The sequence below is a fragment of the Acutalibacter muris genome, from assembly GCF_002201475.1.
GTDB classification, from domain to species: Bacteria; Bacillota; Clostridia; order Oscillospirales; family Acutalibacteraceae; genus Acutalibacter; species Acutalibacter muris.
The window spans coordinates 1,989,630-2,014,241 of sequence record NZ_CP021422.1 but is presented as its reverse complement, the minus strand read 5'-3'; the positions used below and the strand labels follow the sequence as shown (position 1 = coordinate 2,014,241).

24 protein-coding genes, 3 pseudogenes, 1 riboswitch and 1 other annotated feature are annotated in these 24,612 nt (G+C 52.2%); of the genes and pseudogenes, 19 read left to right on the top strand and 8 right to left on the bottom strand.

Annotated elements, in window-relative coordinates; translation table 11 throughout:
* The first annotated feature begins 1 nt into the window (after position 1).
* The 10 genes from lgt to ADH66_RS10265 all read left to right on the top strand — a co-directional run bounded on the left by lgt (position 2) and on the right by ADH66_RS10265 (position 12,307).
* The gene (gene lgt, locus ADH66_RS10310; RefSeq protein WP_066541131.1) at positions 2-1,015 is read left to right on the top strand and encodes a prolipoprotein diacylglyceryl transferase; all 1,014 of its coding nucleotides are present in this window, start codon (positions 2-4) and stop codon (positions 1,013-1,015) included.
* A 4-nt stretch (positions 1,016-1,019) separates the two neighbouring features.
* Positions 1,020-1,880, top strand: coding sequence for a bifunctional methylenetetrahydrofolate dehydrogenase/methenyltetrahydrofolate cyclohydrolase FolD (gene folD / locus ADH66_RS10305; RefSeq protein ID WP_066541132.1), 861 nt, complete (start codon positions 1,020-1,022; stop codon positions 1,878-1,880).
* 43 nt (positions 1,881-1,923) lie between these two features.
* Positions 1,924-3,813, top strand: coding sequence for a 1-deoxy-D-xylulose-5-phosphate synthase (gene dxs / locus ADH66_RS10300; protein WP_066541133.1), 1,890 nt, complete (start codon positions 1,924-1,926; stop codon positions 3,811-3,813).
* Position 3,814: 1 nt separating this feature from the next.
* Entirely contained in the window at positions 3,815-4,603 is a 789-nt protein-coding gene (locus tag ADH66_RS10295; RefSeq protein ID WP_066541134.1) for a TlyA family RNA methyltransferase, read from the top strand.
* An 11-nt stretch (positions 4,604-4,614) separates the two neighbouring features.
* A complete protein-coding gene (locus ADH66_RS10290) occupies positions 4,615-5,448 on the top strand; it encodes an NAD(+)/NADH kinase (protein ID WP_066541135.1) in 834 nt (277 codons plus the stop codon).
* A gap of 37 nt (positions 5,449-5,485) precedes the next feature.
* Positions 5,486-5,932 (top strand): arginine repressor, encoded by a 447-nt coding sequence (gene argR / locus ADH66_RS10285; protein ID WP_066541136.1) that lies wholly within the window; start codon positions 5,486-5,488, stop codon positions 5,930-5,932.
* Positions 5,933-5,966: 34 nt separating this feature from the next.
* Positions 5,967-7,625 carry a DNA repair protein RecN gene (gene recN / locus ADH66_RS10280; protein WP_066541138.1) on the top strand — a complete coding sequence of 553 codons (1,659 nt, stop codon included), beginning with the start codon at positions 5,967-5,969 and terminating at the stop codon, positions 7,623-7,625.
* A 29-nt stretch (positions 7,626-7,654) separates the two neighbouring features.
* Positions 7,655-7,923, top strand: a binding site (T-box leader).
* Between the two features lie 62 nt (positions 7,924-7,985).
* A complete protein-coding gene (locus tag ADH66_RS10275; protein WP_157767207.1) occupies positions 7,986-8,459 on the top strand; it encodes a GNAT family N-acetyltransferase in 474 nt (157 codons plus the stop codon).
* 5 nt (positions 8,460-8,464) lie between these two features.
* Entirely contained in the window at positions 8,465-9,685 is a 1,221-nt protein-coding gene (tyrS, locus tag ADH66_RS10270) for a tyrosine--tRNA ligase (RefSeq protein WP_066542037.1), read from the top strand.
* Positions 9,686-9,763: 78 nt separating this feature from the next.
* Complete coding sequence (locus tag ADH66_RS10265; protein WP_084384549.1) at positions 9,764-12,307, top strand: YfhO family protein; 2,544 nt, start codon at positions 9,764-9,766, stop codon at positions 12,305-12,307.
* Between the two features lie 58 nt (positions 12,308-12,365).
* Here the strand turns inward: ADH66_RS10265 and ADH66_RS10260 are convergent, their stop codons facing one another.
* Genes ADH66_RS10260 through asd form a run of 4 tightly spaced genes read right to left on the bottom strand, consistent with a single transcriptional unit; the run spans position 12,366 to position 15,648 of the window.
* Entirely contained in the window at positions 12,366-12,824 is a 459-nt protein-coding gene (locus ADH66_RS10260) for an ACT domain-containing protein (RefSeq protein ID WP_066541145.1), read from the bottom strand.
* An 18-nt stretch (positions 12,825-12,842) separates the two neighbouring features.
* The gene (gene dapB, locus ADH66_RS10255; protein WP_066541147.1) at positions 12,843-13,601 is read right to left on the bottom strand and encodes a 4-hydroxy-tetrahydrodipicolinate reductase; all 759 of its coding nucleotides are present in this window, start codon (positions 13,599-13,601) and stop codon (positions 12,843-12,845) included.
* 40 nt (positions 13,602-13,641) lie between these two features.
* The gene (dapA, locus tag ADH66_RS10250; protein WP_066541148.1) at positions 13,642-14,535 is read right to left on the bottom strand and encodes a 4-hydroxy-tetrahydrodipicolinate synthase; all 894 of its coding nucleotides are present in this window, start codon (positions 14,533-14,535) and stop codon (positions 13,642-13,644) included.
* Between the two features lie 33 nt (positions 14,536-14,568).
* A complete protein-coding gene (asd, locus tag ADH66_RS10245; protein ID WP_066541150.1) occupies positions 14,569-15,648 on the bottom strand; it encodes an aspartate-semialdehyde dehydrogenase in 1,080 nt (359 codons plus the stop codon).
* A 165-nt stretch (positions 15,649-15,813) separates the two neighbouring features.
* On the opposite strand from asd, the gene queA reads away from it, so the two are divergent.
* Together queA and ADH66_RS20025 are read left to right on the top strand one after the other, a co-directional pair.
* Positions 15,814-16,854 carry a tRNA preQ1(34) S-adenosylmethionine ribosyltransferase-isomerase QueA gene (gene queA, locus ADH66_RS10240; protein WP_066541152.1) on the top strand — a complete coding sequence of 347 codons (1,041 nt, stop codon included), beginning with the start codon at positions 15,814-15,816 and terminating at the stop codon, positions 16,852-16,854.
* 9 nt (positions 16,855-16,863) lie between these two features.
* A complete protein-coding gene (locus ADH66_RS20025; protein WP_066541155.1) occupies positions 16,864-17,316 on the top strand; it encodes a hypothetical protein in 453 nt (150 codons plus the stop codon).
* A gap of 137 nt (positions 17,317-17,453) precedes the next feature.
* Here ADH66_RS20025 and ADH66_RS10235 read toward each other — a convergent pair.
* Positions 17,454-17,734, bottom strand: a pseudogene (locus ADH66_RS10235) (IS256 family transposase); the annotation flags it as partial.
* A 71-nt stretch (positions 17,735-17,805) separates the two neighbouring features.
* On the opposite strand from ADH66_RS10235, the gene ADH66_RS20640 reads away from it, so the two are divergent.
* The 7 genes and pseudogenes from ADH66_RS20640 to ADH66_RS10205 all read left to right on the top strand — a co-directional run bounded on the left by ADH66_RS20640 (position 17,806) and on the right by ADH66_RS10205 (position 22,276).
* Positions 17,806-18,117: a hypothetical protein gene (locus ADH66_RS20640; protein WP_066541159.1), complete on the top strand. Its 312-nt coding sequence runs from the start codon at positions 17,806-17,808 to the stop codon at positions 18,115-18,117.
* 44 nt (positions 18,118-18,161) lie between these two features.
* On the top strand, positions 18,162-18,563 hold the full coding sequence (locus ADH66_RS21020; RefSeq protein WP_066541160.1) for a hypothetical protein: 402 nt from the start codon (positions 18,162-18,164) through the stop codon (positions 18,561-18,563).
* A pseudogene (locus ADH66_RS21745) lies at positions 18,556-19,037 on the top strand (ATP-binding protein). Before ADH66_RS21020 ends, ADH66_RS21745 begins: the two are co-directional and overlap by 8 nt.
* Positions 19,034-19,696, top strand: a pseudogene (locus ADH66_RS21490) (DUF6033 family protein). The pseudogenes ADH66_RS21745 and ADH66_RS21490 overlap by 4 nt, the downstream one beginning before the upstream one ends.
* A gap of 409 nt (positions 19,697-20,105) precedes the next feature.
* A protein-coding gene (locus tag ADH66_RS10215; protein WP_088364424.1) for an IS5 family transposase occupies positions 20,106-20,890 on the top strand; the annotation gives its coding sequence in 2 pieces (ribosomal slippage) (positions 20,106-20,493 and positions 20,493-20,890; 786 coding nt in all).
* Between the two features lie 39 nt (positions 20,891-20,929).
* The gene (locus ADH66_RS10210) at positions 20,930-21,877 is read left to right on the top strand and encodes an ATP-binding protein (protein WP_207652979.1); all 948 of its coding nucleotides are present in this window, start codon (positions 20,930-20,932) and stop codon (positions 21,875-21,877) included.
* Positions 21,878-21,940: 63 nt separating this feature from the next.
* Positions 21,941-22,276: a hypothetical protein gene (locus ADH66_RS10205; protein WP_066541167.1), complete on the top strand. Its 336-nt coding sequence runs from the start codon at positions 21,941-21,943 to the stop codon at positions 22,274-22,276.
* A 49-nt stretch (positions 22,277-22,325) separates the two neighbouring features.
* On the opposite strand, the gene ADH66_RS10200 is transcribed toward ADH66_RS10205, so the two are convergent.
* From ADH66_RS10200 to ADH66_RS10190, 3 genes are read right to left on the bottom strand one after another with little or no spacing between them, the layout of a single operon-like run.
* The gene (locus ADH66_RS10200; RefSeq protein ID WP_066541169.1) at positions 22,326-22,859 is read right to left on the bottom strand and encodes a permease; all 534 of its coding nucleotides are present in this window, start codon (positions 22,857-22,859) and stop codon (positions 22,326-22,328) included.
* Positions 22,856-23,344, bottom strand: a complete 489-nt coding sequence (locus tag ADH66_RS10195) for a permease (protein ID WP_066541172.1) — start codon at positions 23,342-23,344, stop codon at positions 22,856-22,858. Before ADH66_RS10195 ends, ADH66_RS10200 begins: the two co-directional genes overlap by 4 nt.
* On the bottom strand, positions 23,341-23,889 hold the full coding sequence (locus ADH66_RS10190; protein WP_066541173.1) for an ECF transporter S component: 549 nt from the start codon (positions 23,887-23,889) through the stop codon (positions 23,341-23,343). The genes ADH66_RS10195 and ADH66_RS10190 overlap by 4 nt, the downstream gene beginning before the upstream one ends.
* Positions 23,890-24,308: 419 nt before the next feature.
* Positions 24,309-24,414, top strand: a riboswitch (TPP riboswitch).
* Positions 24,415-24,612: the final 198 nt, after the last annotated feature.

Here is a 24,612-nt window from a genome sequence, read left to right as displayed (position 1 = left end):
GGTGGAGCACATTGTTGAATTTCCCGGAATGGGGATAAGCGTCAAGGTCAACGAGGTGGCGCTTACGCTTACTGAGAGCTATAGCATTCGCTGGTATGGGGTGATAATTGCCTTGGGATATCTGCTGGCGGTGCTGTATGCCTGGCGGAGCGTAAAGAAAATGAATATCAGCATGGACAAGCTTATTGATGCGGTGATAGCCGGCACCATTGGCGGAATTGTTTTCGCCAGACTCTATTATGTGGTGTTCTATTATGACAGCACGGGCCATAATAGGTATTTTGAAAACCCGATAGATATCCTCAAGATACATGATGGTGGAATTGCCATATACGGCGGCGTTATAGGCGCTCTGCTTATCGGCGGCCTTGTGGCCAAATGGCGTGGGCTTCGGGTGCCGGCGGTGCTTGATATAGCCTGCCTTGGCTTTCTTATCGGCCAGGGTGTGGGCCGCTGGGGAAACTTCGTGAACCAAGAGTGCTTCGGCGGGCCCACGGATCTGCCCTGGGGCATGGTGAGCGACAATACCGGCGGCGTGGCCGTGCACCCCTGCTTTTTGTATGAATCTCTCTTGTGTCTCCTGGGATTTGTGCTGCTGCATATCTTCACAAGAAAGTACCGGCGGTATGACGGACAGACCTTTATTCTGTACCTTATCTGGTACGGCGTGGTGCGCTTCTTTATTGAGGGCACCCGCACGGACAGCCTTGTGCTGTTCCCGGGGGGACCCAAGACGTCCCAGCTGGTGGCGGCGGGCTGTGTGCTGGTGGGAGTAATACTGCTCATAGTGTTCCGCAATAGGAACGACCTCTCCGGCTGCGGCAACAGGCATGTGATGGAGTCGGTGGGGCTGATAAAGGCAGAGGTGGATCCCTCCTTGCAGGCCAGCACCATTTTCGGAGACCTTCCGCCCTTTGAGGAGACCGGGGATAAGAAGGAGGAGAACGAAAGCGAGAACCGGGAAAAGCCGGATAAAGCCAAGAAGAAGGATAAAAAGGAAAAGGAAAGAGGGTGAGAGCATGGCTCTGCGCATAGACGGAAAGGCCGTTGCGGCCAAGGTGAAAGCCAGGGCTGCTGAGGAAACTGCCGCGCTGAAGGAGAGAGGCATTGTTCCAGGCCTTGCGGTGGTGATAGTTGGCAGCGACCCGGCCTCTAGGGTTTATGTAAACAACAAGAAGAAGGCCTGTCAAGAGACGGGTATATACTCGGAGGAGTATGCCCTGCCGGAGGAGACCACTCAGGAGGAGTTGCTGGCCCTGGTGGATCGGCTGAATAAGAAACCGAAGATAAGCGGCATACTAGTTCAGTCTCCGCTGCCAAAGGGGCTGGAGGAATCCGCGCTGGTGGAGGCCATAGACCCGCAGAAGGACGTGGACGCGTTCCACCCTTATAATGTGGGCAAGCTTATGCAAGGCAGGCAGATCTTTCTGCCGTGTACCCCGGCAGGGGTCATCGAGCTGCTGCACTCTGCGGGAGTGGAGATTGCTGGGAAGGATTGCGTGGTGATAGGCCGCAGCGACATTGTGGGCAAGCCTATGGCAATGCTCCTTATGCAGAATAACGGCACGGTCACTGTATGCCATAGCAGGACCAGGGAACTCTCCGATATCTGCCGCAGGGCGGATATCCTGGTTTCAGCGGTGGGCAAGGCCGGTTTTGTTACCGGGGACATGATAAAGCCCGGAGCGGCGGTGATAGACGTGGGCATGAACCGGGATGAAAACGGAAAGCTTTGCGGCGATGTGGTATTTGCCGAGGCAGAGAAAATAGCCGGGTGCATAACCCCTGTCCCCGGAGGGGTAGGGCCGATGACCATCGCTATGCTTATGCAGAACACCGTCACTGCGGCAAAGCTGCAAAACGGCATAGGCAGAAACTAAAGGGAAAGGAGCGGCCGGGCGTCCCGGGCCGTATGGCGCAGTTATGGGTAAAATTCTGGAAAAAATCCGCTCGCCCCAGGACCTTCGGCAGCTGAGCCGCCAGGAACTGGAGACGCTCTGTGAGGAGATGCGGGAGGTCATAATCCGAACGGTGTCCGACAACGGCGGGCACCTGGCCTCGAACCTTGGGGTAGTGGAGCTGACCGTGGCCCTGTGCCTGACTTTTTCGCCGCCCAAGGACTCCATCGTTTGGGACGTGGGCCACCAGAGTTACCCCTATAAGCTTCTCACCGGGCGCTATTCGAAGTTTTCCACACTGCGCCGGGAGGGGGGGCTCTCCGGCTTTCCTAACCGAGAGGAGAGCCCATGTGATAGTTTTACCAGCGGCCACAGCAGCGCTTCTATTTCCTCGGCCCTGGGCCTTTCAGAAGCCTGCCGTCTACAGGAGGATGACAGCCGGGTGGTGGCCGTCATTGGCGACGGAGCCCTTACCGGGGGTCTGGCCTTTGAGGGACTAAATAATGCCGGGCAGTTCCGGCGCAATCTTATCGTGATACTAAACGACAATACCATGTCTATTTCCAAAAACGTGGGGTCCCTGGCGAGATACCTGACATATATGCGCACAAAGCCCGGCTATATCAAGGCAAAGAGCAGCGTCGAGGACGCGCTTGGGCGTGTGCCGCTGGTGGGTAAGCCCATTGCAAGGCTCATGCGCCGAGCCAAGAGCAATATCAAAAAGCTGCTTTATAACTCCACTATTTTCAGCGATCTGGGCTTTGCCTATTATGGTCCCTTTGACGGCCACAATATAAAGGAGCTTTCTGAGACCCTGGAGGCCGCGAAGCTGCTGAAAAAGCCTGTGCTTATCCATGTGCGCACCTATAAGGGCAAGGGGTACCAGTACGCCGAACAGTCGCCTACCTTGTACCATGGGATATCCGGTTTTAACGTGGACACCGGTGACCCAGGGGAGAAGGCCCAGACCTTTTCCGACGTGTTCGGTCAAACTCTGTGCAGGCTGGCGGAGAAGGACGAGAAAATATGCGCCATCACCGCCGCCATGGCCGAGGGCACGGGGCTGGCGGGTTTCCGTCAGCAGTTCAAGGGACGCTTTTACGACGTGGGCATCGCGGAGGAACACGCCGTGACCTTTGCCGGAGGGTTGGCGGCGGGGGGGATGCTGCCGGTGTTTGCCGTATACTCCACCTTTTTGCAGAGGTGCTATGACCAGCTGATACACGACGTTGCTCTCCAAAAGGTCAAGGTTTTATTGGCGATAGACCGGGCGGGTATTGTGGGCGAGGACGGCATGACCCACCAGGGGCTGTTCGATGTGGCCTTTCTCAGGACGGTACCTGGGGTGACACTCTATTCGCCCGCCTATTTTGGGGAGCTTAGAGAGCAGACGGCGTATTTGGCAGAGAAGGGCCGAGGTCTTTGCGCCATACGCTATCCCCGTGGAAGGGAGTTATATAAGCCCGTATACTTCCATAGCGGCACGGAGTCCTACTTTGTATACGGCAGCCACAGCGCTGAGATATGTATCGTCACCTATGGTAGGCTGTTTTCTTTCGCAGCCGAAGCTGCGGACAAGCTCGGGGCCCGGGGCATAGATGTGAAGCTGCTGAAGCTCAACAGGGTGATACCGATAGCTGCTGACGCTGTCAGTGAGGTCCTTGACTGCCCTCAGGTGTTCTTCTTTGAGGAGGGCATACGTCAGGGAGGGGTGGGCGAGTATTTTGCCGCTCTGCTGCTGGAGGGCGGCTTTGCCGGCCGGTACGTGCTGAGGGCCATAGACCAGCCCTTTATAAAGCACGCGCCCATGTTCCGAGCATTGGAGCAGCTGGGTTTGAGTACAGGGGGCATCTGTAGGACAGTGCTTGAGCACTACAAAGAGGAGGGAGCTGAATTTGCCGAGAAAGAGGCTTGATATGCTGGTTATGGACCGGGGACTTGCCACCAGCAGAGAGCGCGCAAAAGCGCTTATCATGGCTGGGGACGTATATGTGGACAACCAGAAAGCCGACAAGCCCGGGGACCTCTACCCGGAGGAGGCGCACGTCGAGTGCCGGAGCAGCGGGCTCAGGTATGTGAGCCGGGGCGGGTTGAAGCTGGAGAAGGCCATAGCCGCGTTCGGGATTGAGCTCTGCGGGCTTACCTGCATGGACATTGGGGCCTCCACCGGCGGCTTTACGGATTGTATGCTGCAAAACGGCGCAAAAAGGGTGTATTCCGTTGATGTGGGCTATGGACAGCTTGCCTGGCAGCTGCGCAACGACTCCAGGGTGGTAAACCTGGAACGCACCAATGCCCGCTATCTATCCCGGGAACAGGTGCCGGAGGATATAGGCTTCTTTTCGGTGGACGTGTCGTTTATATCCCTTGCATTGGTACTGCCCGCCATACGCAAGCTTCTCTCTGGGAAGGGCCGGGGCGTCTGCCTGATAAAACCTCAGTTTGAAGCGGGCCGGGAGAAGGTAGGCAAAAAAGGTGTTGTTCGTGAACCGGCGGTGCATATGGATGTCATTGAAAAGATAACCGGCTTCGCTATTAATAATGGATTTTCCGTGCTGGGCCTGGACTTTTCGCCTGTGAAGGGGCCGGAGGGGAATATCGAGTACCTGATATTACTGGAGCGGTCTGATTCGCCTGAGCTTTGTGCGGGCGTGCCAAAGGCAAAAGAGGTTGTGACGGCGTCACACGCCAGCTTGGATAAATGAGGTGGGACCCTATGAAAATAGCCATAGCCCCAAACCCTGTAAAAAAGCAGGCGCCCTCCCTTGCTGAGGAGGCTGCCAGATTACTGGTCGCTTCAGGCTGTGAGACTGTTTCTATATCAGGCATGTATGGGGAGGGGTCCCAGCGGGGTGAGGCCGCAAAGCTTTTGCGGGACTGCGACGTACTGCTGGCAGTGGGCGGAGACGGCACCATAATCAGCGCGGCAAAGCTGGCGGCGGAGCTGAACATACCCCTTTTGGGGCTCAACGCCGGAAAGCTGGGCTTTACCGCCGGCCTTGAGCCCGGGCAGCTGCACCTTTTGCCAAAGCTCATAAAAGGCCGGTGGCACGAGGAGCGCAGGATGATGCTGGAGGTTTCTCTGTACTCGGAGGAGGACCAGCGCAGGTTTTATGCTCTTAACGATGCGGTGGTGTCCGCAGAGCTTGCCAAGATAGTGGAGTACAGAATGGCCATAGGCGGCAACTCCAGCTATCTGTACCGGGCCGACGGCTTTCTTGTGGCCACCCCCACAGGCTCCACTGCCTACTCCCTCTCGGCGGGGGGGCCTGTGGTGGAGCCCACGCTGGACTGCATGATATACACGCCCATCTGCCCACACTCCCTCTTTAACCGCAGCGTGGCCTTTGCCCCGGACACCCGACTTGTGGTGGATATACCACGCAATCGGGGCAGGCTCTTTCTAACCGTGGACGGCGCGGAGCCGGTAGAACTGCGGGCCGGGGACAGGCTTGTCTTCACCCGGGCCAGGCGCTATGCCCGGTTTATTAAACTTACGAACAACAGCTTTTACGACATTCTGAACCAAAAGCTGCTGGAAAATCAATAAATAAGGCTGAGATTATATCTGCCGGAAAGGACCCAGAATGAAGACCCGTCGACATGCAAAGATTTTAGAACTGATACGAGAGCACGATATAGAGACCCAGGACGAGCTTCTGCGCCATCTGCGCGAGGCCGGCTTCGACGTTACCCAGGCCACCGTTTCCCGGGACATAAAGGAGCTGCGCCTGATAAAGACCCTGTCCGGCAGCGGCAGGTACAAATATTCCACCGGCAGCGAAGGCAATGCGGATATGTCGTCAAAGTTCCACTCGCTGTTTACCGACAGTGCGATTTCTGTGGACTATGCCATGAATATGCTGGTGATAAAGTGCATGAACGGCATGGCCCAGGCGGTCTGTGCTTCTATGGACGCCATGTACTGGAAGGATTTTGTAGGCACCCTTGCCGGGGAGGACACAATCCTGGTGGTATGCCGCACAGAGACAGCCGCCAGGCAAACCATGGAGGAGCTTCAAAAGCTCATATGATTATCAAAAGCACAGGAACAGGAGGCTTTCGCACGTGCTTTCAGAGCTGTTTATAAACAATATCGCCGTTATAGAGAGGGCCTCCATCGATTTGGAACCCGGCTTTACGGTGCTGACCGGCGAGACCGGCGCAGGCAAATCCATGATAATCGACGCCCTCCACGCCGTGTTGGGAGAGCGTACCTCTAAGGAACTGGTGCGCACGGGAGAGTCGTCGGCGTCAGTCTCGGCCATGTTTACCGGGCTGTCGGAGGACGTTTTAGCTATCTTGGACGGTATGTCAGTGCCCAGGGAGGAGGACGGTTCTCTGCTTGTACAGCGGGACATTAAGCTTGAGGGTAAGTCCGCCTGCAAGCTGAACGGCGCACCTGCAACGGTTTCCATGCTCAAGAGCATCGCCCCAAGGCTTGTGGGCATCCACGGCCAGCACGAAAGCTACGAGCTGCTGTCCCCAGAGCTGCACATGACATATATTGACAGCTTCGGCAAACTGGAAACTCTGCTGGAAAAATACCGGCAGAGCTATAAGCGGCTGCGGGAATTGCAACGGCAGCTGCGTGACTTGAACACGGACGAGAACGAGAAGAGCCGCAGGAGGGACCTATTGCGCTATCAGATAGAGGAGCTGGAGGGGGCAAACATCACCCCTGGCGAGAGGGAAAGCCTTGCGGAGAGCAGGGACATCGCCAGAAATTCCGAGCACATATCCTCGGCTATAGAGATGGTAAAGGGGCTGCTCTCCGGGGACGAGGAGCGCAGCGGCATACTTTCCGATGTGTCTGCCGCCGCCGGGGAGCTGGAGCGCGTAGCCGGATATATGTCACAGCTGGAGGAGCCAGTGCAGAAGCTGCGGGAGGCGGGCTTTCTTTTGGAGGACGCGGAGGTGGCCCTTCAGAGTCTTTCGGTAGACTTTGACCCGGCGGCCCTGGACGAGATAGAAGGGCGGCTGGACCTTCTGTACCGATTGGGCTTAAAGTACGGCGAGAGCGAGGAGCAGATGCTCCAATATTTGGCGGACTGCCGGGAGGAGCTTCACAAGATAGAGTTTTCTGACGAGGAAAAGGAGCGCCTTGGCGCGGAATACGAGCAGGAAAAGCAGAAGGCCATCGCCCTTGCCAAGGAACTTTCGGCAAAGCGCCGGGCCGCCGGCGAGCGCTTTACAAAACAGGTTAAGGCTGAGCTTGCATTTTTGAATATGCCCGGAGTGGAGTTCATCACCCAGATAGAGCGCGTACCACTTACGCCTACCGGCTGTGACAAGCTGCAATTCCTGGTATCGGCCAATAAGGGCGAGCCGCCGAAGCCCCTGTCGAAGATAGCTTCCGGCGGCGAGCTGTCGCGCATTATGCTGGCGGTAAAGACGGTGCTTTCCGGTAGAGATAAGATAGATACCCTTATCTTCGACGAGGTGGACGCGGGGGTTAGCGGAGCGGCGGCCAATCGCATCGGGGAGAAGCTGCGGCAGGTCAGCGAGAACCGCCAGGTGCTCTGTATCACCCACCTGGCTCAGATAGCCGCCATGGCCGACCACCACCTGCGCATCAGCAAGCATGTGGAGAAAGGCCGTACTTACACCCAGGTGGAGCCCCTGGACTTGGAGGGCCGTAAGCGGGAACTGGCCCGCATAATCGGCGGCGAGGAGATAACCCAGCTCCAGTTGGATATGGCCGGGGAAATGTTGAAAAGGGCTTGACAAACCAGGAAATATAGGTTAAAATAGCGCTAATGGCTGTGACGGAAATATGTAGGAGCCGCTCTATATGGCAAAGAGAGCCCGCGGTTGGTGCAAGCGGGAGCATGGCGGTGCTGAAGATACCTTCCTGAGCCGCTTTTCGGAACGCAAAAGTAGGGAAAGCCGCGCGGCGCGCGTTACAGCGCCAGGGTATAATAGCTTTCGATACTACTGTATCTCAAGCTGTCGTACCTGTCGAGACCGGGGCCGTGAGGCCGCGGTGAACTGAGGTGGTACCGCGACAATGTTCGCCCTCTGTTAAAGCTATGCTGACGCTGGCTTTTACAGAGGGCTTTTCGCGTCGGCGGGAAGGTGATGAATATGGTAACACTTAAACCAGCGGGACTGGAGGACGCCGAAGCCCTGCTGGCCGTGCAGAAACTTGCGTTCAATGCTCTGCTGGAGAAGTATCAGGACTATGACACAAACCCGGCCATGGAGCTGCTGTCAAACTTAAGGCGCAAGCTGTCGGAGAGGGACTACTACTTTATCCTGCTGGACGGCAGGGAGGTGGGGTATGTTGGCGTGAAACATACCGAAAGCGCCCTGCACATAACCCCAATAGGTATAATGCCTGAGTGTCAGGGGAGGGGCGTGGGCCATAAGGCCATGCTTCTGTTAGAGGAGCTGTACCCGGAAAACCAGCGCTGGTCCCTGGGCACTATCCTCCAGGAGCCTGGGCTGTGCCGGTTCTATGAGAGCCTGGGCTACAGGCGCACCGGTGAGGTCACCAATATCCGGCCGGGAATGGATGAGGTTGGATATGAAAAAGTGATAGAAAGAGAGAAAGGATGAGAAAAATGCAGATTTTTGAGGAACTCCAGGCCAGAGGGCTCATTGCCCAGACCACCGACGAGGGCCATTTAAGGGACCTGTTCAACAACGGCAAGGCGGTATTTTATATCGGCTTCGACTGCACGGCCGACAGCCTGACCGCCGGGCACTTTATGGCCCTTACCATGATGAAGCGCTTACAGATGGCGGGGAATAAGCCCATCGCCCTTATCGGCGGGGCCACCACCATGATAGGCGACCCCTCGGGCCGCACAGACATGCGCCCTATGCTGACCCGAGAGGACATAGACCACAACGCCGAATGCTTCCGCCGGCAGATGGAGAAGTTCATCGACTTCGGCGAGGGCAAGGCCATAATGCTCAACAACGCCGACTGGCTCTGTGACATCGGCTATATCGAGATACTCCGGGAGGTGGGGGCCTGCTTCTCGGTGAACAATATGCTTCGGGCAGACTGTTACAAGCAGAGAATGGAGAAGGGGCTGTCTTTCCTCGAGTTCAACTATATGATCATGCAGTCCTACGACTTTTACCATATGTATAAGCATAACGGCTGCAACGTCCAGGTGGGCGGCGACGACCAGTGGAGCAATATGCTGGGCGGAACGGAGCTTATCCGCCGCAAGCTCTCGAAGGACGCTCCCGCCATGACCATAACCCTCCTGACCGACTCCCAGGGCAAGAAGATGGGCAAGACCGCCGGCAACGCCGTGTGGCTGGACCCCAACAAGACCTCGCCCTTCGACTTCTACCAGTATTGGCGCAACGTGGACGACGGCAGCGTTATAAAGTGTCTCAGGATGCTCACCTTCCTGCCTCTGGAGCAGATAGACGAGATGGCCCACTGGAAGGACAGCCAGATAAATCAGGCCAAAGAGATATTGGCTTTCGAGCTTACCAGAATGGTCCACGGCGAGGAGGAGGCCAATAAAGCCCAGGAGGGCGCAAGGGCCCTGTTCAGCGTCGGGGGAAATACCGCCAATATGCCCACCACCCAGCTTGCTGAGAGCGACTTGACAGACGGCGTAGTAGGTGTCCTTGACCTGCTGGTGAAGACCGGCCTTGCCAGCTCTAAGGGAGAGGGCCGCAGACTTGTCCAGCAGGGTGGCGTTACTGTCAATGAGGAGAAGGTTTCTGACATTTCGGCAAACTTCACCGAGAGCCAGCTGAAAGAGGGGCTTGTCATAAAGAAGGGTAAGAAGGTGTTCCATAAGGCGGTGCTGTAAGAAACTTGTAATGTATCCGACATAAATTCCTAACAGAAAATTTGGAATAGCTTAACAAAAATAAGGCATACTTTCTCTATGAGAAAAGTATGCCTTATCCATTTTTCGGCCGCCCTATGCTGTGCGGCCCTTCTAAGCGTTATATATACCGTCTTCGGCCTATATCCCTTTGGAGGAAAGACCCTCTCCTGGTGCGATATGTCACAGCAGGTAATACCACTGCTGATGGAGATGAAAGAGGTCTTTACCGGAAAAGCCGGGTGGTTCCTCAATATGCAGAACGCCGGGGGCATGAGCTTCTGGGGAGTATTTTTCTTCTTTCTAGCAAGTCCGCTGCATCTGTCGGTGCTGTTTGTGGAGAAGGCGGATATCTACCTTTTGGTAAATGTGCTGGTGCTTATAAAGCTCTCCCTGGCTGCGTCCACGGCCTCCATATTTTTCCGGCATGAAACCCCGTCTTTGGAGTTGCCGGCCCATCTAGCGCTGTGTATCGGCTATGGGCTATGCGGGTATGGTCTGATGTATTACCAGAATCTTGTGTGGTTGGATATACTCTATCTGTTTCCCTTGACTATGCTGGGCTTTGTCAAACTGATGGAGAAGGGCAGGGTGTGTTTGCTTGCAGTATGCTTTGCGTTGAACATTGTTTTTAACTATTATCTTAGCTATATGCTGCTTCTGGGCATGATAATATTCGGCACGGTTTTCATCTTCCGCTGTGCCACGAAGGAGCGGCGGGGTGAGCTGGCGGGCAAATTGGGATTCGGCGCGATAGCCGCACTGTTGGCAACGGCAGTGGTATGGCTGCCCTCGCTACTACAGTGCCTTTCATCGGCGCGTACTGGGGGCGGTGTAGTACAGTCAGTACAATCCGGCAGGATGTTTACAAAGATGGGTACGACGCTACCGGTACTGTTGTGCACGATAGGAGCCGTCACGCCACTATTTGTACCCTCCAGAAGCGCAAAGACCGGGGCCATAAGGCTGTGCTGGGGCATTACGGTGTTACCAATACTGCTAGAGCCGGTAAATAAGCTATGGCATATGGGTAGCTATCAGGCTTTCCCGGTGCGCTATGGGTATATGCCTATATTCTTTGGGCTCTGGTATCTGGCTCTGAGTCTAAGCTCATTACCCGAAAGCTCAAAACACCGGCCAAAATGGTTAGCGCTGATACTTTTATTGCCGGCGATGCTGGGAGTGTATATCCTATATACTCATTTTGAGGAAATAAGCTCATATACATCAACCTTATGGGTAAGCGACAAGGGGTTCCTATATCTTTCCGTATTCTGGCTGGCATGTCTGGCGGTGTTGCTGGTGGTGTGCTTCGCGCACACAAGAGGCTGCTCCCGCCGCTTCGGTTCCCGGGCATTACTGGCGCTTGTGCTGCTGCAATCAATCGTACAAGTACCGGCATTTATAGGCTCTGCGGCCAATGTGCCGTCTAACAGTTTATCTGTACTATCAGCTCCACCCATTGATGACGACAGCCTGTACCGGGTAAAACAGGACAGCAAGTTCTGTCATGTAAACCTGTTGGGGGGTATGGGGTATCCCACGCTGAACCACTATACGTCCCTAACTGACGCGCGTTATCTTGCCGTAATGAAAAAGCTGGGGTATTCCTCCTATTGGATGGAGACCTCAGGCTGCTGCGGCACTCTTGTCAGCGATATCCTCATGTCAAATAAATATGTGATTGACGGTAGCCTTAACTGGACTCCCACAGGCAGCGGGGGCCTGGGGTATATTGTGCCTGCCGGAGCGCTGCCAGAAAATCTGGAGCTGGGGGACCGTATTCAGCTGCAAAATGAGCTGTGTGAGCGCATCACCGGCCAGCCGCTGTTCACGCGCTATGAGCCGGTAGAGGGCCTGCCGTTGGAGCAGAACGGCAAGATAGCTTTAGAAGAGGGCGTTTTTCGATATCAGATACAGGTGGGGCAGAGGGAAACCTTGTACTTCGACGCTTTCGACTGTATATCCACCAACCTGCGCGAGGCTATAAACGATGGATTTTCTATAAAGGTGAACGGAGAAGAAGTAGCTGAAAACTACCCAACCCAGCGCTGCAACGGCATATTTTGGCTGGGCAGCTTTGAAAATGAGACTGTTACAGTGGAGGTGGCCGTTAAGAAGCGGATGCGGGTATGTTCCTTTGGCGTGTGGGGCTTAAAAGATACAAAGCCGCTGACGGACTCCCTTGTAAACGCTGAACTTCGGTACGATAAAGGAAGAATAGCTGGCAGTGTGGAGGCACAAGAGGGACAGGTGCTTTTCCTGTCAGTGCCGCAGTACAGCGGGATGAAGGTTCAGGTGAACGGCCGGGTGGTGCACCCCAAACAGGTGCTGGACTGTTTTATGGAGATACCTCTGTCAACGGGCCGCAGTGAAATTATAGTCAGCTATATTCCCGCCGGACTGTTGCCAGGGGCGGCTATAAGCGCGTCCACGATAGTTCTGCTGGTATTATGCAGGCTGTTCTGTAAAAAGCGGCTGGCGGTCAAGCTAAAGGCCACGTGGTACCGATGTGCCCCTGTTTTGCTGGGGCTGGGCTTTGGCATAGCTATTATGGCAGTTTATTTGTTCCCCGTCATAGTATGGATAGCTGGGGCCATATGAAAAAGAGAGCCTTCCGAACACCCGGAAAGCTCTCTTTAATATTCAAATCAATAAGTTCCTATAGCACGGCATTCTGGATGGCTGACAATACGGTATCGAAGTCAGCCTCAGTGACCAGCAGGGAAATCTCCACCTCTGAGGTGGTTATCAGCCGCAAATCGGCCTTTGTCCCAGCAATGGCGTCAAACACCTTGGCTGCAATGCCGGGGGTATTCTTCATTGCCGGGTCGTACACGGAAATTTTGTGGTTCACAGAGCTGACTATCACATTGACGTTGGTCTCTTTTTTCAGCTTTGTAGTGAAGGCCAGCACCTCCACCAGGTCATTGTCAGAGATGGTAAAGGAAAGCCCCGTGAAAGCCCCGTGTGTTGGGGCCATGGAGATCATGTCGATGTTGATGTTGTATTCGGCTATAGATTTGAGTATCGTGGCAATGGAGTCCACCTGGGCGGGAAAGCCCACCAGGGTCACCAGGGTGATATTGTCCACGGTGCTTATCACAGTGTTTGCACCCATTTTGTCTTATCCTCCTTTTTATATGCCGTCCCGGATCAGATCGCCCATGTCGTAAAGCCCCGGCCCACGCCCGGCCATAAACACGGCGGCGTTCACCGCGCCCACAGCGAAAAGCTCTTTGGACTGGGCGGAGTGGGAGAGGGTTATCACCTCATGCTGTCCGGCGAAGATCACCTGGTGCTCGCCCACAATGGTGCCGCCCCGGACGGAGTGTATTCCGAGCTCATTTTGCTCCCTCTTTTTTCTCTGGGAGTGACGGTCATAGGTATATTTCATACGGTTTTCCCGCACCCCATTTACAGCGTCGGCCAGCATCAGGGCTGTGCCGCTGGGAGCGTCTATCTTCTGGTTATGATGGGCTTCGACGATCTCTACATCAAAGCCGTCGCCCAGCACGCTCTCGGCGGTCTTTACCAGTTCCATAAGCAAATTTATGCCCAAGGACATATTTCTGGAGTAAAACACTGGCAGCTCCCTGGCGGCCTCCTCCACGTTTTTTACCTGTTCCGCAGAATACCCCGTGGTACACAGCACAGCCGGTGTGCTGTTTTTTTTACAGTATTGAAGGAGGGACTTAAGAGCGGTGGGATGGGAGAAATCCACCACAACATCCACATGTTCGGCAATGGATTCCATAGCCGTGTATACTGGGAAATCCAGTTGCATCGGGACTTGATCAAAACCCGCAGAGATTTGACAGTCCTGACGGTTTGCTACAATATTTCTTACAGCCGTACCCATCTTACCTGAACAGCCGCAGAGCAGAATATCGGTCATATTTTCACATCCGTTCATTATACTTTATGCTTTCAGGCTATTACTGCACCAAGCCATGCCTTTTAAGCAGCGCTTCCAGTGCCGCCTTTTTATCGTCGGGCATGGTGGTAAGCGGCATACGGCAAAAGTTAGTGGAGATTATCCCCATCTGATGCAGGGCTTCCTTAATGGGGATCGGATTTACGTCCATAAAGAAGCCGTCCATCAGGTCGATATACCGGCTGTTCAGCTGCCTGGCGGCGGTCAGGTCGCCCATGAGCATAGCTTCGCTCAGACGGTGCATCTCGCCGGGCAGGGCGTTTGAAAACACAGAGATAACGCCTTTACCACCAAGAGCCATAATTGCTAGGGCCTGATTGTCCTCGCCGGAGTACACGGTCAGGTCGTCTCCGCACAAAGCAATGGTTCGCGCCACCGCGGCCGTGTCGCCGTTGGCCTCCTTTGTGGCCACGATATATGGGTTCTTTGCCAGCTCCCTATAGGTGGAGGGCTGTATATTGCACCCGGTACGGGCGGGCACGTTATAGAGAATACAGGGCATTTCAACACAGTCCGCGATATAGTTGAAGCTCTCAATAAGCCCCTTCTGCGAGGTCTTATTGTAGTACGGCGTCACCAGCAGCAGACCGTCTGCGCCCAGGGCCTTCGCCTCCAGGGAAAGGTCCACGCAGAAGCAGGTGTCGTTGCTGCCGGTGCCAGCTATAACCGGCACCCGACCCTTGACCTTCTCAATAATGAAGGCGATGACCTTTAAATGCTCCTCGCTGCTCATGGTGGCAGCTTCACCTGTGGTGCCGCAGGCAATGATAGCGTCAGCACCGCCGCTTATCTGGAGCTCCACAAGCTTTTCCAGTTCCTCCCAAAGGATTTCTCCTCTATGGTTAAAAGGGGTGATGAGGGCAGTGCCTACACCGGTAAAAACGGTATGTTTCATATACGGATTCCTCCCAAGATTTAAGTGAAAGGCTCAGTCAAAGTACCCCAGCTTGCACAGCAGTTCGGCCATAAGCAGCCCTCCGCCTGCCGCGCCGCGCAGAGTGTTGTGAGAAAGGCAGACGAACTTATAGTCGTACTGGGTGTCGGGCCGCAGCCGTCCTGCAGAGATAGCCATGCCGCCCTCAATATCCCTGTCAAGCTTTGTCTGGGGCCGGTTATCCTCCTCAAAGTAGTGGATAAACTGTTTGGGGGCGCTGGGCAGCTCCAGCTCCTGGGCGGGGCCCTTAAACTCCCGCCAGCGCTTAATGATTTCCTCTTTGCCCACATTGTTCTCCAAAGAGAAGAACACCGCCGCCATATGCCCGTCGCTCACTGGCACCCGCAGGCACTGGGAGGTGATAGAAGGAGAGGTGGCGTTGACGATAACTCCCTTCTCCACATGGCCCCAAATCTTCATGGGCTCCCGCTCAGATTTTTCCTCCTCGCCGCCGATATAGGGTATCACGTTGTCGATAATCTCCGGCATGGTATCAAAAGTCTTGCTTGCCCCGGAGATGGCCTGATAGGTGCAGGCAAGCACCTTGGTAACCCCCAGGTCCAGAAGGGGGTGTATGGCCGGGACATAGCTCTGTAGGGAGCAGTTGCACTTTACGGCGATAAAACCTCGCTTTGTGCCCAGGCGCTTGCGTTGGTGCTCTATAACCTGGTGGTGATTGGCGTTGAGCTCGGGGATTATCATGGGAACGTCGGGGGTGCCCCGGTGTTCCTTATTGTTGGAGATGACCGGGCACTCCAGCTTTGCGTAGGCCTCCTCAAGGGCTATTATCTCCTCGGACTTCATATTTACAGCGCAGAACACAAAGTCCACCAGAGAGACCACCTTCTCCATGTCGGCCTGAGCATCATAGACCAGCAGCTTTGCCATATCCTCGGGTATGGGCTCCTTCATTGCCCAGCGGCCCGCTACGGCCTCCTCATAGGTCTTCCCAGCTGACCGGCCGCTGGCGGCAAGGGCGGTCACCTTGAACCAGGGATGATCCTTTAAAATAGTGGCGAAACGCTGGCCCACCATACCTGTACATCCAATTATACCTACGCGATACTGTTTCATTTTCTTCTTCCTTTCATGCCTAAAATGGAAAACCGGTTGAAAAACTGCCGGTAATCGTTTATAATAAACCCTATATCGATTTTGTTTATTATACTCTAGTCTGCGCCGCTTGTCAATTTTTTCAGCCAGCATATACTATGATTTTTTCCTTTGGAGAGTGAACGCATGGAAACAACACCAATAAAAACCAGTGATTTTTTCTTTGACCTGCCACAAGAACTTATAGCCCAGACGCCCATAGAGCCCAGGGATGCCTCAAGGCTCATGATCCTGGATAAGCGGACCGGCGAGGTGGAGCACCGGCATTTTTATGAGATAGCGGAGCTCTTAGGTCCTAAAGACTGCCTTATACTCAACGATTCCCGGGTGCTCCCTGCCAGAATATACGGCGTAAAGGAGGGCACCGGGGCCCATGTGGAGTTTCTGTTGCTGGAGAATAAAGGAAATGACACCTGGGAAGTGTTATGTAAACCAGGAAAGCGGGCAAAGGAGGGCAGTCGCTTTATATTTGGGGACGGATTGTTCACCGGTGAGGTAGTTAGAGTGAAGGAAGACGGCGGAAGGCTGGTGCGCTTTACATATGAAGGCGTTTTCTTCACGCTGCTGGATAAGATAGGACAGATGCCGCTGCCGCCATATATAAAGGAGAGACTTGAGAATAAGGAACGCTATCAGACCGTGTACTCCAAAGAAGTGGGCTCTGCCGCCGCGCCCACGGCTGGGCTCCATTTTACCCCTGAACTGCTGCAAAGGCTGAGAAATAAAGGGATAGAGCTTGGATATGTGACCCTGCACGTGGGCCTGGGGACTTTCCGGCCAGTGAGCGCCGAATTTATAACCGGCCACAAGATGCACGCTGAACATTACTATATGCCAGCAGCGGCGGCCGAGCTGATAAACCGCACAAAGCAGAGGGGTGGTCGGGTAATTGCTGTTGGAACAACCAGCTGCCGCACGATAGAATCCGTGGCCCAGCGAGAAGGCTGTTTTAAGGAGAGTTCGGGCTGGACGGATATTTTTATCTATCCGGGATATGAGTTCAGAGGGGTAGACGCGCTCATTACCAACTTCCACCTGCCGGAGAGCACGCTGATAATGCTGGTGTCTGCGCTGGCGGGGAGAGAGAAGGTGCTAAGGGCATATAAGGAAGCGGTGGAGGAAAGATATAGGTTCTTTAGTTTTGGGGATGCAATGTATATTGGGTGAGTAAAAATTTTGGGCGGAGATAGGCCCGCAAAAGCGCAGTGTTACTGGGGGTTCACGGTTTTTAACACTGAATTTTTAAAACAGCTTTTTGAGAGTTTTTTGGGTGAAATCTGGGAAAATATGGAAGCTACTGATAATTCTGAGTATGATACTTCTGAACTAGAGGGGTTTCAAGATGATCTTCTTGTTGCTATTGAGTATTTAAATCCTTATCCGAAAAAATTGGATACACTTTCCTATGAAAGCAAAGGCGCAATGCAATTCGTTGCCGACTTCCCTTGTGAGCAGTGTGGGAAGTTTGGCGTATCTACCGATGAAACCTTTCTGAATATAGGTAGGTGCTGTTATTGTGTCTATGAAAACGAACTAGCAAAATGTGAACGATGTGGAGAAATGGTAAATGTTGATATTCTTGAGCATGGTCTATGCACATCATGTACTGCCTATATAAACAGACAGTAAATAAAAAGTAGGAATCCATAACTAACTATACTTGAGTGTGAAAATGGTTTTATCACTTTGATCTCATATTATAATTCTCAATATCCCATTGTGCAAAGAGGAGATTACCGAAAAGGTAACCTCCTCTTTGCGTTATGCAGATAGATTCCGTCCACATAGACGTAAGGATATTTGCCGTCCTGCAAGAGCCGGTTCCGCAAAGTCTCAATATGGACGTAAGCTTTCTTGTTCAGCTCGCTGATAGTGGCTGGCGATACCCCTGCCGCTGCTCATTACGCTAATACCGCACCGCTTGAGTCAGCTTCTCTGCCTCCGCTTCCAGCAGTTCGTTAAGCGTTGCCTCCACGCTGTGTCGCACAAGTTCCTTGAGCTGACCCTTGATTACTTCTTCATTTAGCCGTACAATCTTCTTGGACATGGTTTGCGGTCTCCTTTCAGAAGGGTGTGTCACGACTTCATTCTACCAGAGGGCTGCAAACTAAGGCTCGCATGAAGGAAGCAGTTTTATGGCGGATATCGCATTGGGTCCAGGGTAAGCCGCCAGAAGGGACCGAGAACTTCAAAGCGTGCTTCCGTGATAGTGTACGGGATACTCAAATGCTGGATATAAGCAGCTTTTCGGACAAAGAACTTTCGCAGGTGGATCCATTCAGCCAGGAAATCGAGGCGTTTTGGCATGATATGAATGTTACGCCCTTTATAGGCGTTTTCGTTGCGAAAGATGGCAGGATGCCTATGAAATGGCTGCAAAGACATATCACTATGATGTGCGCAGCTTATACGCAGATGAAATTGAAATAAGGGGTGGCGTTTGATATACAAATTGGAAAAAGGGAGGAGTCAGTATGCCGAAAAAGCATTCCGGCATCTGCTATGTTTTTGAGCGTAGCAGTGGCTATAGACCAGAGAAAAAAGCTCATTCGGTGAAAAATGATTTAGGATTGGATTTGTTACGATTCAAGAACACACTTTATGAAGGACAGACGGGGCTGCTGTTCTATGTCGGGGCCTATCTGACCATTGCTTTTCAACAGGGAATGGCGTCGCTCCGGGAGGAACAGGCGGTGCTGTTTGCAGAGTACCAGCAAACACAGGCGATTCGGACACGTATTCATGAAGCGGAGCAGTTTTACGCCCATATCCGCCAGTTGAGACACGATATGCGGGCCCATCTGGCCAATATCAAGGGTTTGGCACAAAGCGGTGAGCACGAAAGCCTTACAGAACTATATCGCCAAAATGGATGAGAGTATGAGCAGCCTTGAGCTGACACTGCAGACTGGCAATCCGGTAACGGATGTGATCGTGGGCGATATGCGGCAGCGGAGCCTAAATTTGGGCATCCGATTCCAGGTGAATTTCCATTACGCCGATCCAGAGGCCTATGATGCCTTTGACATGGGTATCATTCTCCAAAATCTGCTGCAAAATGCGGTAGAGGCTTGTGAGAAGGTGGGCGAGGGTGAGCGGTTTATTTCGCTGACTGGAAAGAGAAAAGGACGTTTTTTCTGATAGAGGTTAAAAATTCTTTTGCGGGGGAGGTGGTATTTGGGCAAAACGGCTTGCCTGTCACAACAAAACAAGAGGGCACCTCCATGCACGGGATCGGTCTTACCAACGTGCGCCGGGAGACGGAGAAGTATATGGGAGAATTGGAGCTGAAAGCAGTTCAGCAGGAATTTTCCGCAACGGTTTTACTGCAAGAAAGGAGCAGTTTATGAGCGGCATGATTGATTGCAGATTCTTGAACAGGATGTATAGCCCCCTGAACGGAAACCGCACTGTTCGGAGAACGGCGGCACAGAGTTCCACCTTTTTGGATATGGTTGCAAAGACCAGCAAAGGCACGACTGATGTGTTGGAAATCAGCAACAGGTCAGAAGTTACTACCGAGAGTGAAACATCAAATGTAGATACCTATAAGAAATACCTGGAAAACAAATATGAACAGGTTATGATTCAGCACGTTGGAAAAGACCAAGCCAGCCTTCAAAAAGCGGACAGCCGCATGAATGACAGCAGCGTTGTGGTTGCGCCCAACATTTTGGAGGATATGGCGAATGCCCCCCAAAAGGCGGCTTATTACGAGCAGAAGATTGATGATTTTTTCAATGCCACTCCAAGATTGACAGCATAGTTTGCTGCCCAGGGTCTTAACTATGAGCCTTGCGGCGTGGTGGTCCATGAGGAGGGAAGCGTTACCTATATTATCGGCTGTAGCGATTCCCCGGAGCGTGTAGCCGAGGTAAACAGAATCAACGCTGAAAAAGCCAAGAAAAAGGCGGAACAGCAGCGGCAGCCCAGCGTAGAGCCATGTGGGGACGTACCGCCGCGGCGGTGGCGTTGCAAAAGTCCTTTTATAATACGGGTGATCTGCTAAAGATGCGGATGGTATCTGCTCCCACGATTACACCGGAAATTTCTTTACAGGCAGGAACGAATATGTTTTTTCTCGATAAGTAATCAACCAGAAAGGGCAATACATGGAGCGGGCCGGGCTGGGTATATCCAATCCAATACCATAGGCATATGCACAAATAGAAACCGGGCGCTGTCGAAATTGGCAGCGCCCGGTTTCTATATAAAGTTGTAAGCAGGTTCATTTCCATTCTACGCAGAAGACATGATCCGTAGGCTCCCACGTAATGGAAAAGTTGATATCCTGTACCGTCAGAGATGAGGTGCAGTATGCGATTTCCCGGGAGGAGCTTAAGAGCCTGTTTAAAATCTTTTGACAAACGAGGAGGAAAAGCAGATAATAAGGGAAAACAGGGAGGAGATGATGGCGAATGCGTCAATATCCAAGCGATATCAGCCGGGAAGAGTATGAAGAGATACGAGAGGATTTAGAAGGAGCAAGGAAAAAGACGCGCCCCAGAGAGTACGATTTGTACGACGTATTTTGTGCGGTGCTATATGTGGTGCAGGGTGGAATACAATGGCGAATGCTGCCCAGCGATTATCCCAAATGGCAAAGCGTTTACTACTATTTCCGGGTATGGTCCGAAAAAGATGAAACGGGCGTCAGTATTCTGGATAAGGTGCTGCACAAACTGGTCAAGCAGATACGGAATGAAGACCTGAGACGGGATAAGACCACCTTTGGAATCGTTGATGCGCAAAGTGTGCAGAATGCTGACACAGCGGAAGAAAAAGGTTATGACGCAGGAAAAAAGTATCCGGAATCAAACGCCACGTTGTCGTAGATACGATGGGGCTGCCTCATGCCATAGCTGTAACGACCGCTGATGTTACGGACCGGGATGGGGCCATTCAGATGATCCTTGTTAACCTGGACAGTCTTTCCTGTGTAAAGAAATTTCTAGTGGATGGAGGATACACTGGTGAGCGCTTTGCCAATCAGGTCAAGGAGATTTGCAATGCTCAGGTCGAAGTTGTAAAGCGTAACGAATTACACAGATTTGTTGTGCTGCCGCGTCGTTGGGTGGTAGAGCGCCTTTTCGGCTGGCTGGACAAATTCCGCAGGCTTTGGAAAAATTGTGAGCGTAAACTCGTTATTTCTGCTCAGATTCTTACTTTCGCCCTCATTGCCATCCTCATCAGAAGATATTAAACAGGCTCTAAGAACCCAGAAAGCATTCACCTGTACAATGTGCTCAACGGCCTGCAAAGGCTTCGAAACGTGGACATTTATGTGACCGGGAGCAATTCAAAAATGCTCTCCAAGGATGTGATGACGGCTTTCCGGGGGCGGGGGGATTCGGTTGAGGTTCATCCGCTTTCTTTCAAGGAATACTACGACTATGTAGGCGGGGATAAGGCAGAGGCTTATGAGGAATATGCCCTGTACGGCGGTATGCCGCTGGTCTTGTTCCGGAAGACGGAAGATGATAAATTCAAATATCTGTCTTCCCTTTTTGAGGAGGTCTATTTTAAGGATATCATAGAGCGGTACCAGATTGGGCTTCCGGAGGTTTTAAGCGAATTGACAGATGACCTGTGTTCCTCCGTGGGTTCGCTTACCAATGCTACGAAAATAGCGAATACCCTACAGACGGTAAAGGGGATCAAGGTGGACAGTGGGACCATTGCCAGCTATCTGACCTATCTTTCCGAATCTTTTCTGTTCCGCCAGGCAAAGCGGTACGACGTGAAGGGAAAGAAATATTTTTCCTATCCGTCGAAATATTACTGCAGCGATATCGGGCTTCGGAACGTGCGGCTGAATCTGCGGCAGCAGGAGGAGACGCATATCATGGAGAACATCATGTACAACGAGCTGATCTGCAGGGGCTATTCAGTGGATGTAGGCGTGGTTGATATTTTTGAGACGGACGCAGAAGGAAAAAGGAGGAAGGTCAGCTGTGAGATCGATTTTGTCATCAACAAAGGCGTAAAGAAGTATTACATCCAGTCTGCCCTGAGCCTTGGCAATGCCCAGAAGGAAAAGTCAGAGCTTCGGCCGCTGCTTGGCGTCAAGGATTTCTTCCGGAAAATCATTGTCACGAAGAGCGGGATGAAGCCGTGGTTTGATGAAGAGGGAATCCTGCATCTGGGACTCTATGAGTTCCTGCTAAATCCCGCCGCACTGGATTTATGATGGGAATGTACGCCGGCAAAACAAGGATATAAATTCTAAAGAAACAAAGGGAGTTTAAAAGCAGTGAACAGAGCAGAGCGGAGACGTTTGGAAAAGCAGGGGAAAAAGGATCCCACAATGACAATCAAGGCCAGTGAATTGGAGGCCATGAAGCAGAAGGAACGGCAAAAAGCTTTAGACGCAGTATTGCCTCTGCTTTTAGGGCTCCCGGTAAAGGTCTTAAAGGAGAAGTACGGCTGGGGAACACAAAAGCGTCTGCCGGATTTCGCAGACGCTTTACTGGAAGCATATGAAGAGTCCAGTAAGAACGAGCGGAGCATGGAAGACTTGATGAAGCAGGTAGAACAGGACTGCGGCATTCGGTTTTCGGAGGATGAAGTGTGTAGTATGAAGGAATGAAAAGAAGTTCACCGTAATGGCCCTTTATCATTGCGGCGATTCGATTGCATTACAGTTTCTCCGCATTTCCATAGATTTCCTTTCTATCCTTATCGGACAACAGTCCTTCAATGATAAAGGCAATCGCAAAAACAGCGAACAGATTCAGGCAAAACCGCATCAGTGTAAAAGATATGCCCAAAGAGGATATTTCAAAAAGGAGTAAAGGAATGCGGATACTGGCGCTTGTGCATAGGAAAAGCACCACGTTTGAAATCCTGCAGCCCTTTTTCAACAGCACCCCGGCAACAGGCAGCAACACATATATGGGAACGGCCGTTATCGTTCCAGACAATATGGCGACGGTAATTCCTTTCACACCGGAATTCGCTCCCATAATTCGTATCATTTTTTCACGTTCAACCCATACGTCCATCAAGCCAATACAGATGAAAACAGGCGTAAGTATAAAGCGGAAGTTGATAAAGTTCTTTCCGCTAAAGGCCAATGCTGTTTTTCCAATCTCCGGGTCATAGGTCCAGATGATGAGATTACAAAGTACCATTACAAATAGAAACCAATATTTTTTTATCGCTGTTTTCATTTGAGAAACACCCCCATTAGGTAAGCTGTGATAAAAGAAAACGCAAATGAAAGCATATTCCGAAGAATGGCTACCTTCTTACCCAGATATTTTGTCTCTATCGGGATTGTAATCAACCCAACCGTAGTGAGAGTAGAAACAAATACCGCCATTTGAATTATGCCCGCGCCGTTTTCCAGAAGTTCCGCAACAATGGGGAAAGCAATCATGACGGGTACTAACGAAACCGCACCAACAAGCGAAGCCAAGAGCATGCCGATAAAACCCGTTTCTTCGCCTATTAAGCGTCTGATTGTCTCCGGCGAAAGCACCGCAAGCGCAAACCCAACAAAAAGCAGGATAGCAACAAATTGCGGCAGGACGCCCGTAAACATCTTCCACGCCTTTTTTAAGGATAACAGCGTTTTTTCTTGTCTTTCAGAAAAGAGAAAAAAAGTAAAAGTGCTGCTAAACCGTAGTAATGAATAGGTAAATACTGTGTTCAACTCTGCTCACGCCCTCCCCGGATCGCTTTTTTTAACGGCGAAAGAACCAACAGCGCAGCACCGCCGCCCAAAAGAGCTGTTAGCAGCTGCGGTATAGAGAACATACTCGAAATCACCGCCGCCTGCGGAGCCGGTAATCTTAAAAGGAACGGTACGGTTATTTGCGCGATTCCAAGGTATAGGACCAAGAACTTGGCGGTTGCCGCAGCTGTCAAAGCAATTATTGGCGCGGTATATTTATGTCCCCAACGCCTGTTGCCGATGAAGTGCCAAATCAGCACGAGGGTGATGTTTCCGGCTACAATAAAGGGGATCAGGCTCCAAAGCGGGCCTATTCCAATCAGCTTCGCCATAATAGGCGAAATGACAGCGACGCAAAGTCCTGACATCATGTCGCAGGTCATAACGGAAACAATCAGCAGCATATTCACGACAGATCCCGTAATAATGGTGCTCCCTAATGCTCCGGTAGCCGCCTGCAATACGACAAGTAAGGCGATAAAAACTGCTGTGCGGGTAATCCAAAGCGTTCTTTCTTTAATCATAATTTTGAAATATCCTTTCTCTTGCTTTTCGTATTTTATTATAGTACAATTTAGACCATTCCCTTGTTGCACGCGCAACAAAAAACGAGGTTATTGTGATGTGTGAGTTTATAGAAGATTTAAAACAGACAAATCTATTTTTCCATATTGAATCAGAGGAGATGGAGGGACTCCTTAGGCTGATTTGAGCTGCATAAAAGCAGTGTGCAGAAGAGGAGCTGGAATGTTTAGAAAAGCAGGGCGAAAAAGGCTCCTGCAATGACAATCAAGACCAGAGAACTGGAAGCCACGAAGCGAAAAGCGCCTGAAGGGTTTTGCAAGCGCTTTGGTAGAAGGTTTTAAAAGAGAACGGATACCAATCGAGTTTTCCTGCGGAAGCCACTTGAAAAACAAAAAATGGAATGCTATAATAGCTTTAACAGAATAAACAGGGGAGCTTGTGTGACAGGCTGAGAGGAAGGTAGACCTTCGACCCTTGAACCTGATGCGGATAATGCCGCCGGAGGAAGTCGTGAAGATTGGAACTTTTTCAGGGGGCATCCTATGCAGATGCCTCCTGTTTTTTATTGCACTTTGAAGGAAAGGATGTGAGACGAGCAACCGCGGTACGCCCGCGGCGGGCCGGGGGGAGCGCCCTGAGCCTTGTACAATAGCGATGGGAAGCCGTGTTCCGGCGTGAGAGGGGGCCAATGAGCCTCGACCGAATCTTTCCAACCAGGCGGA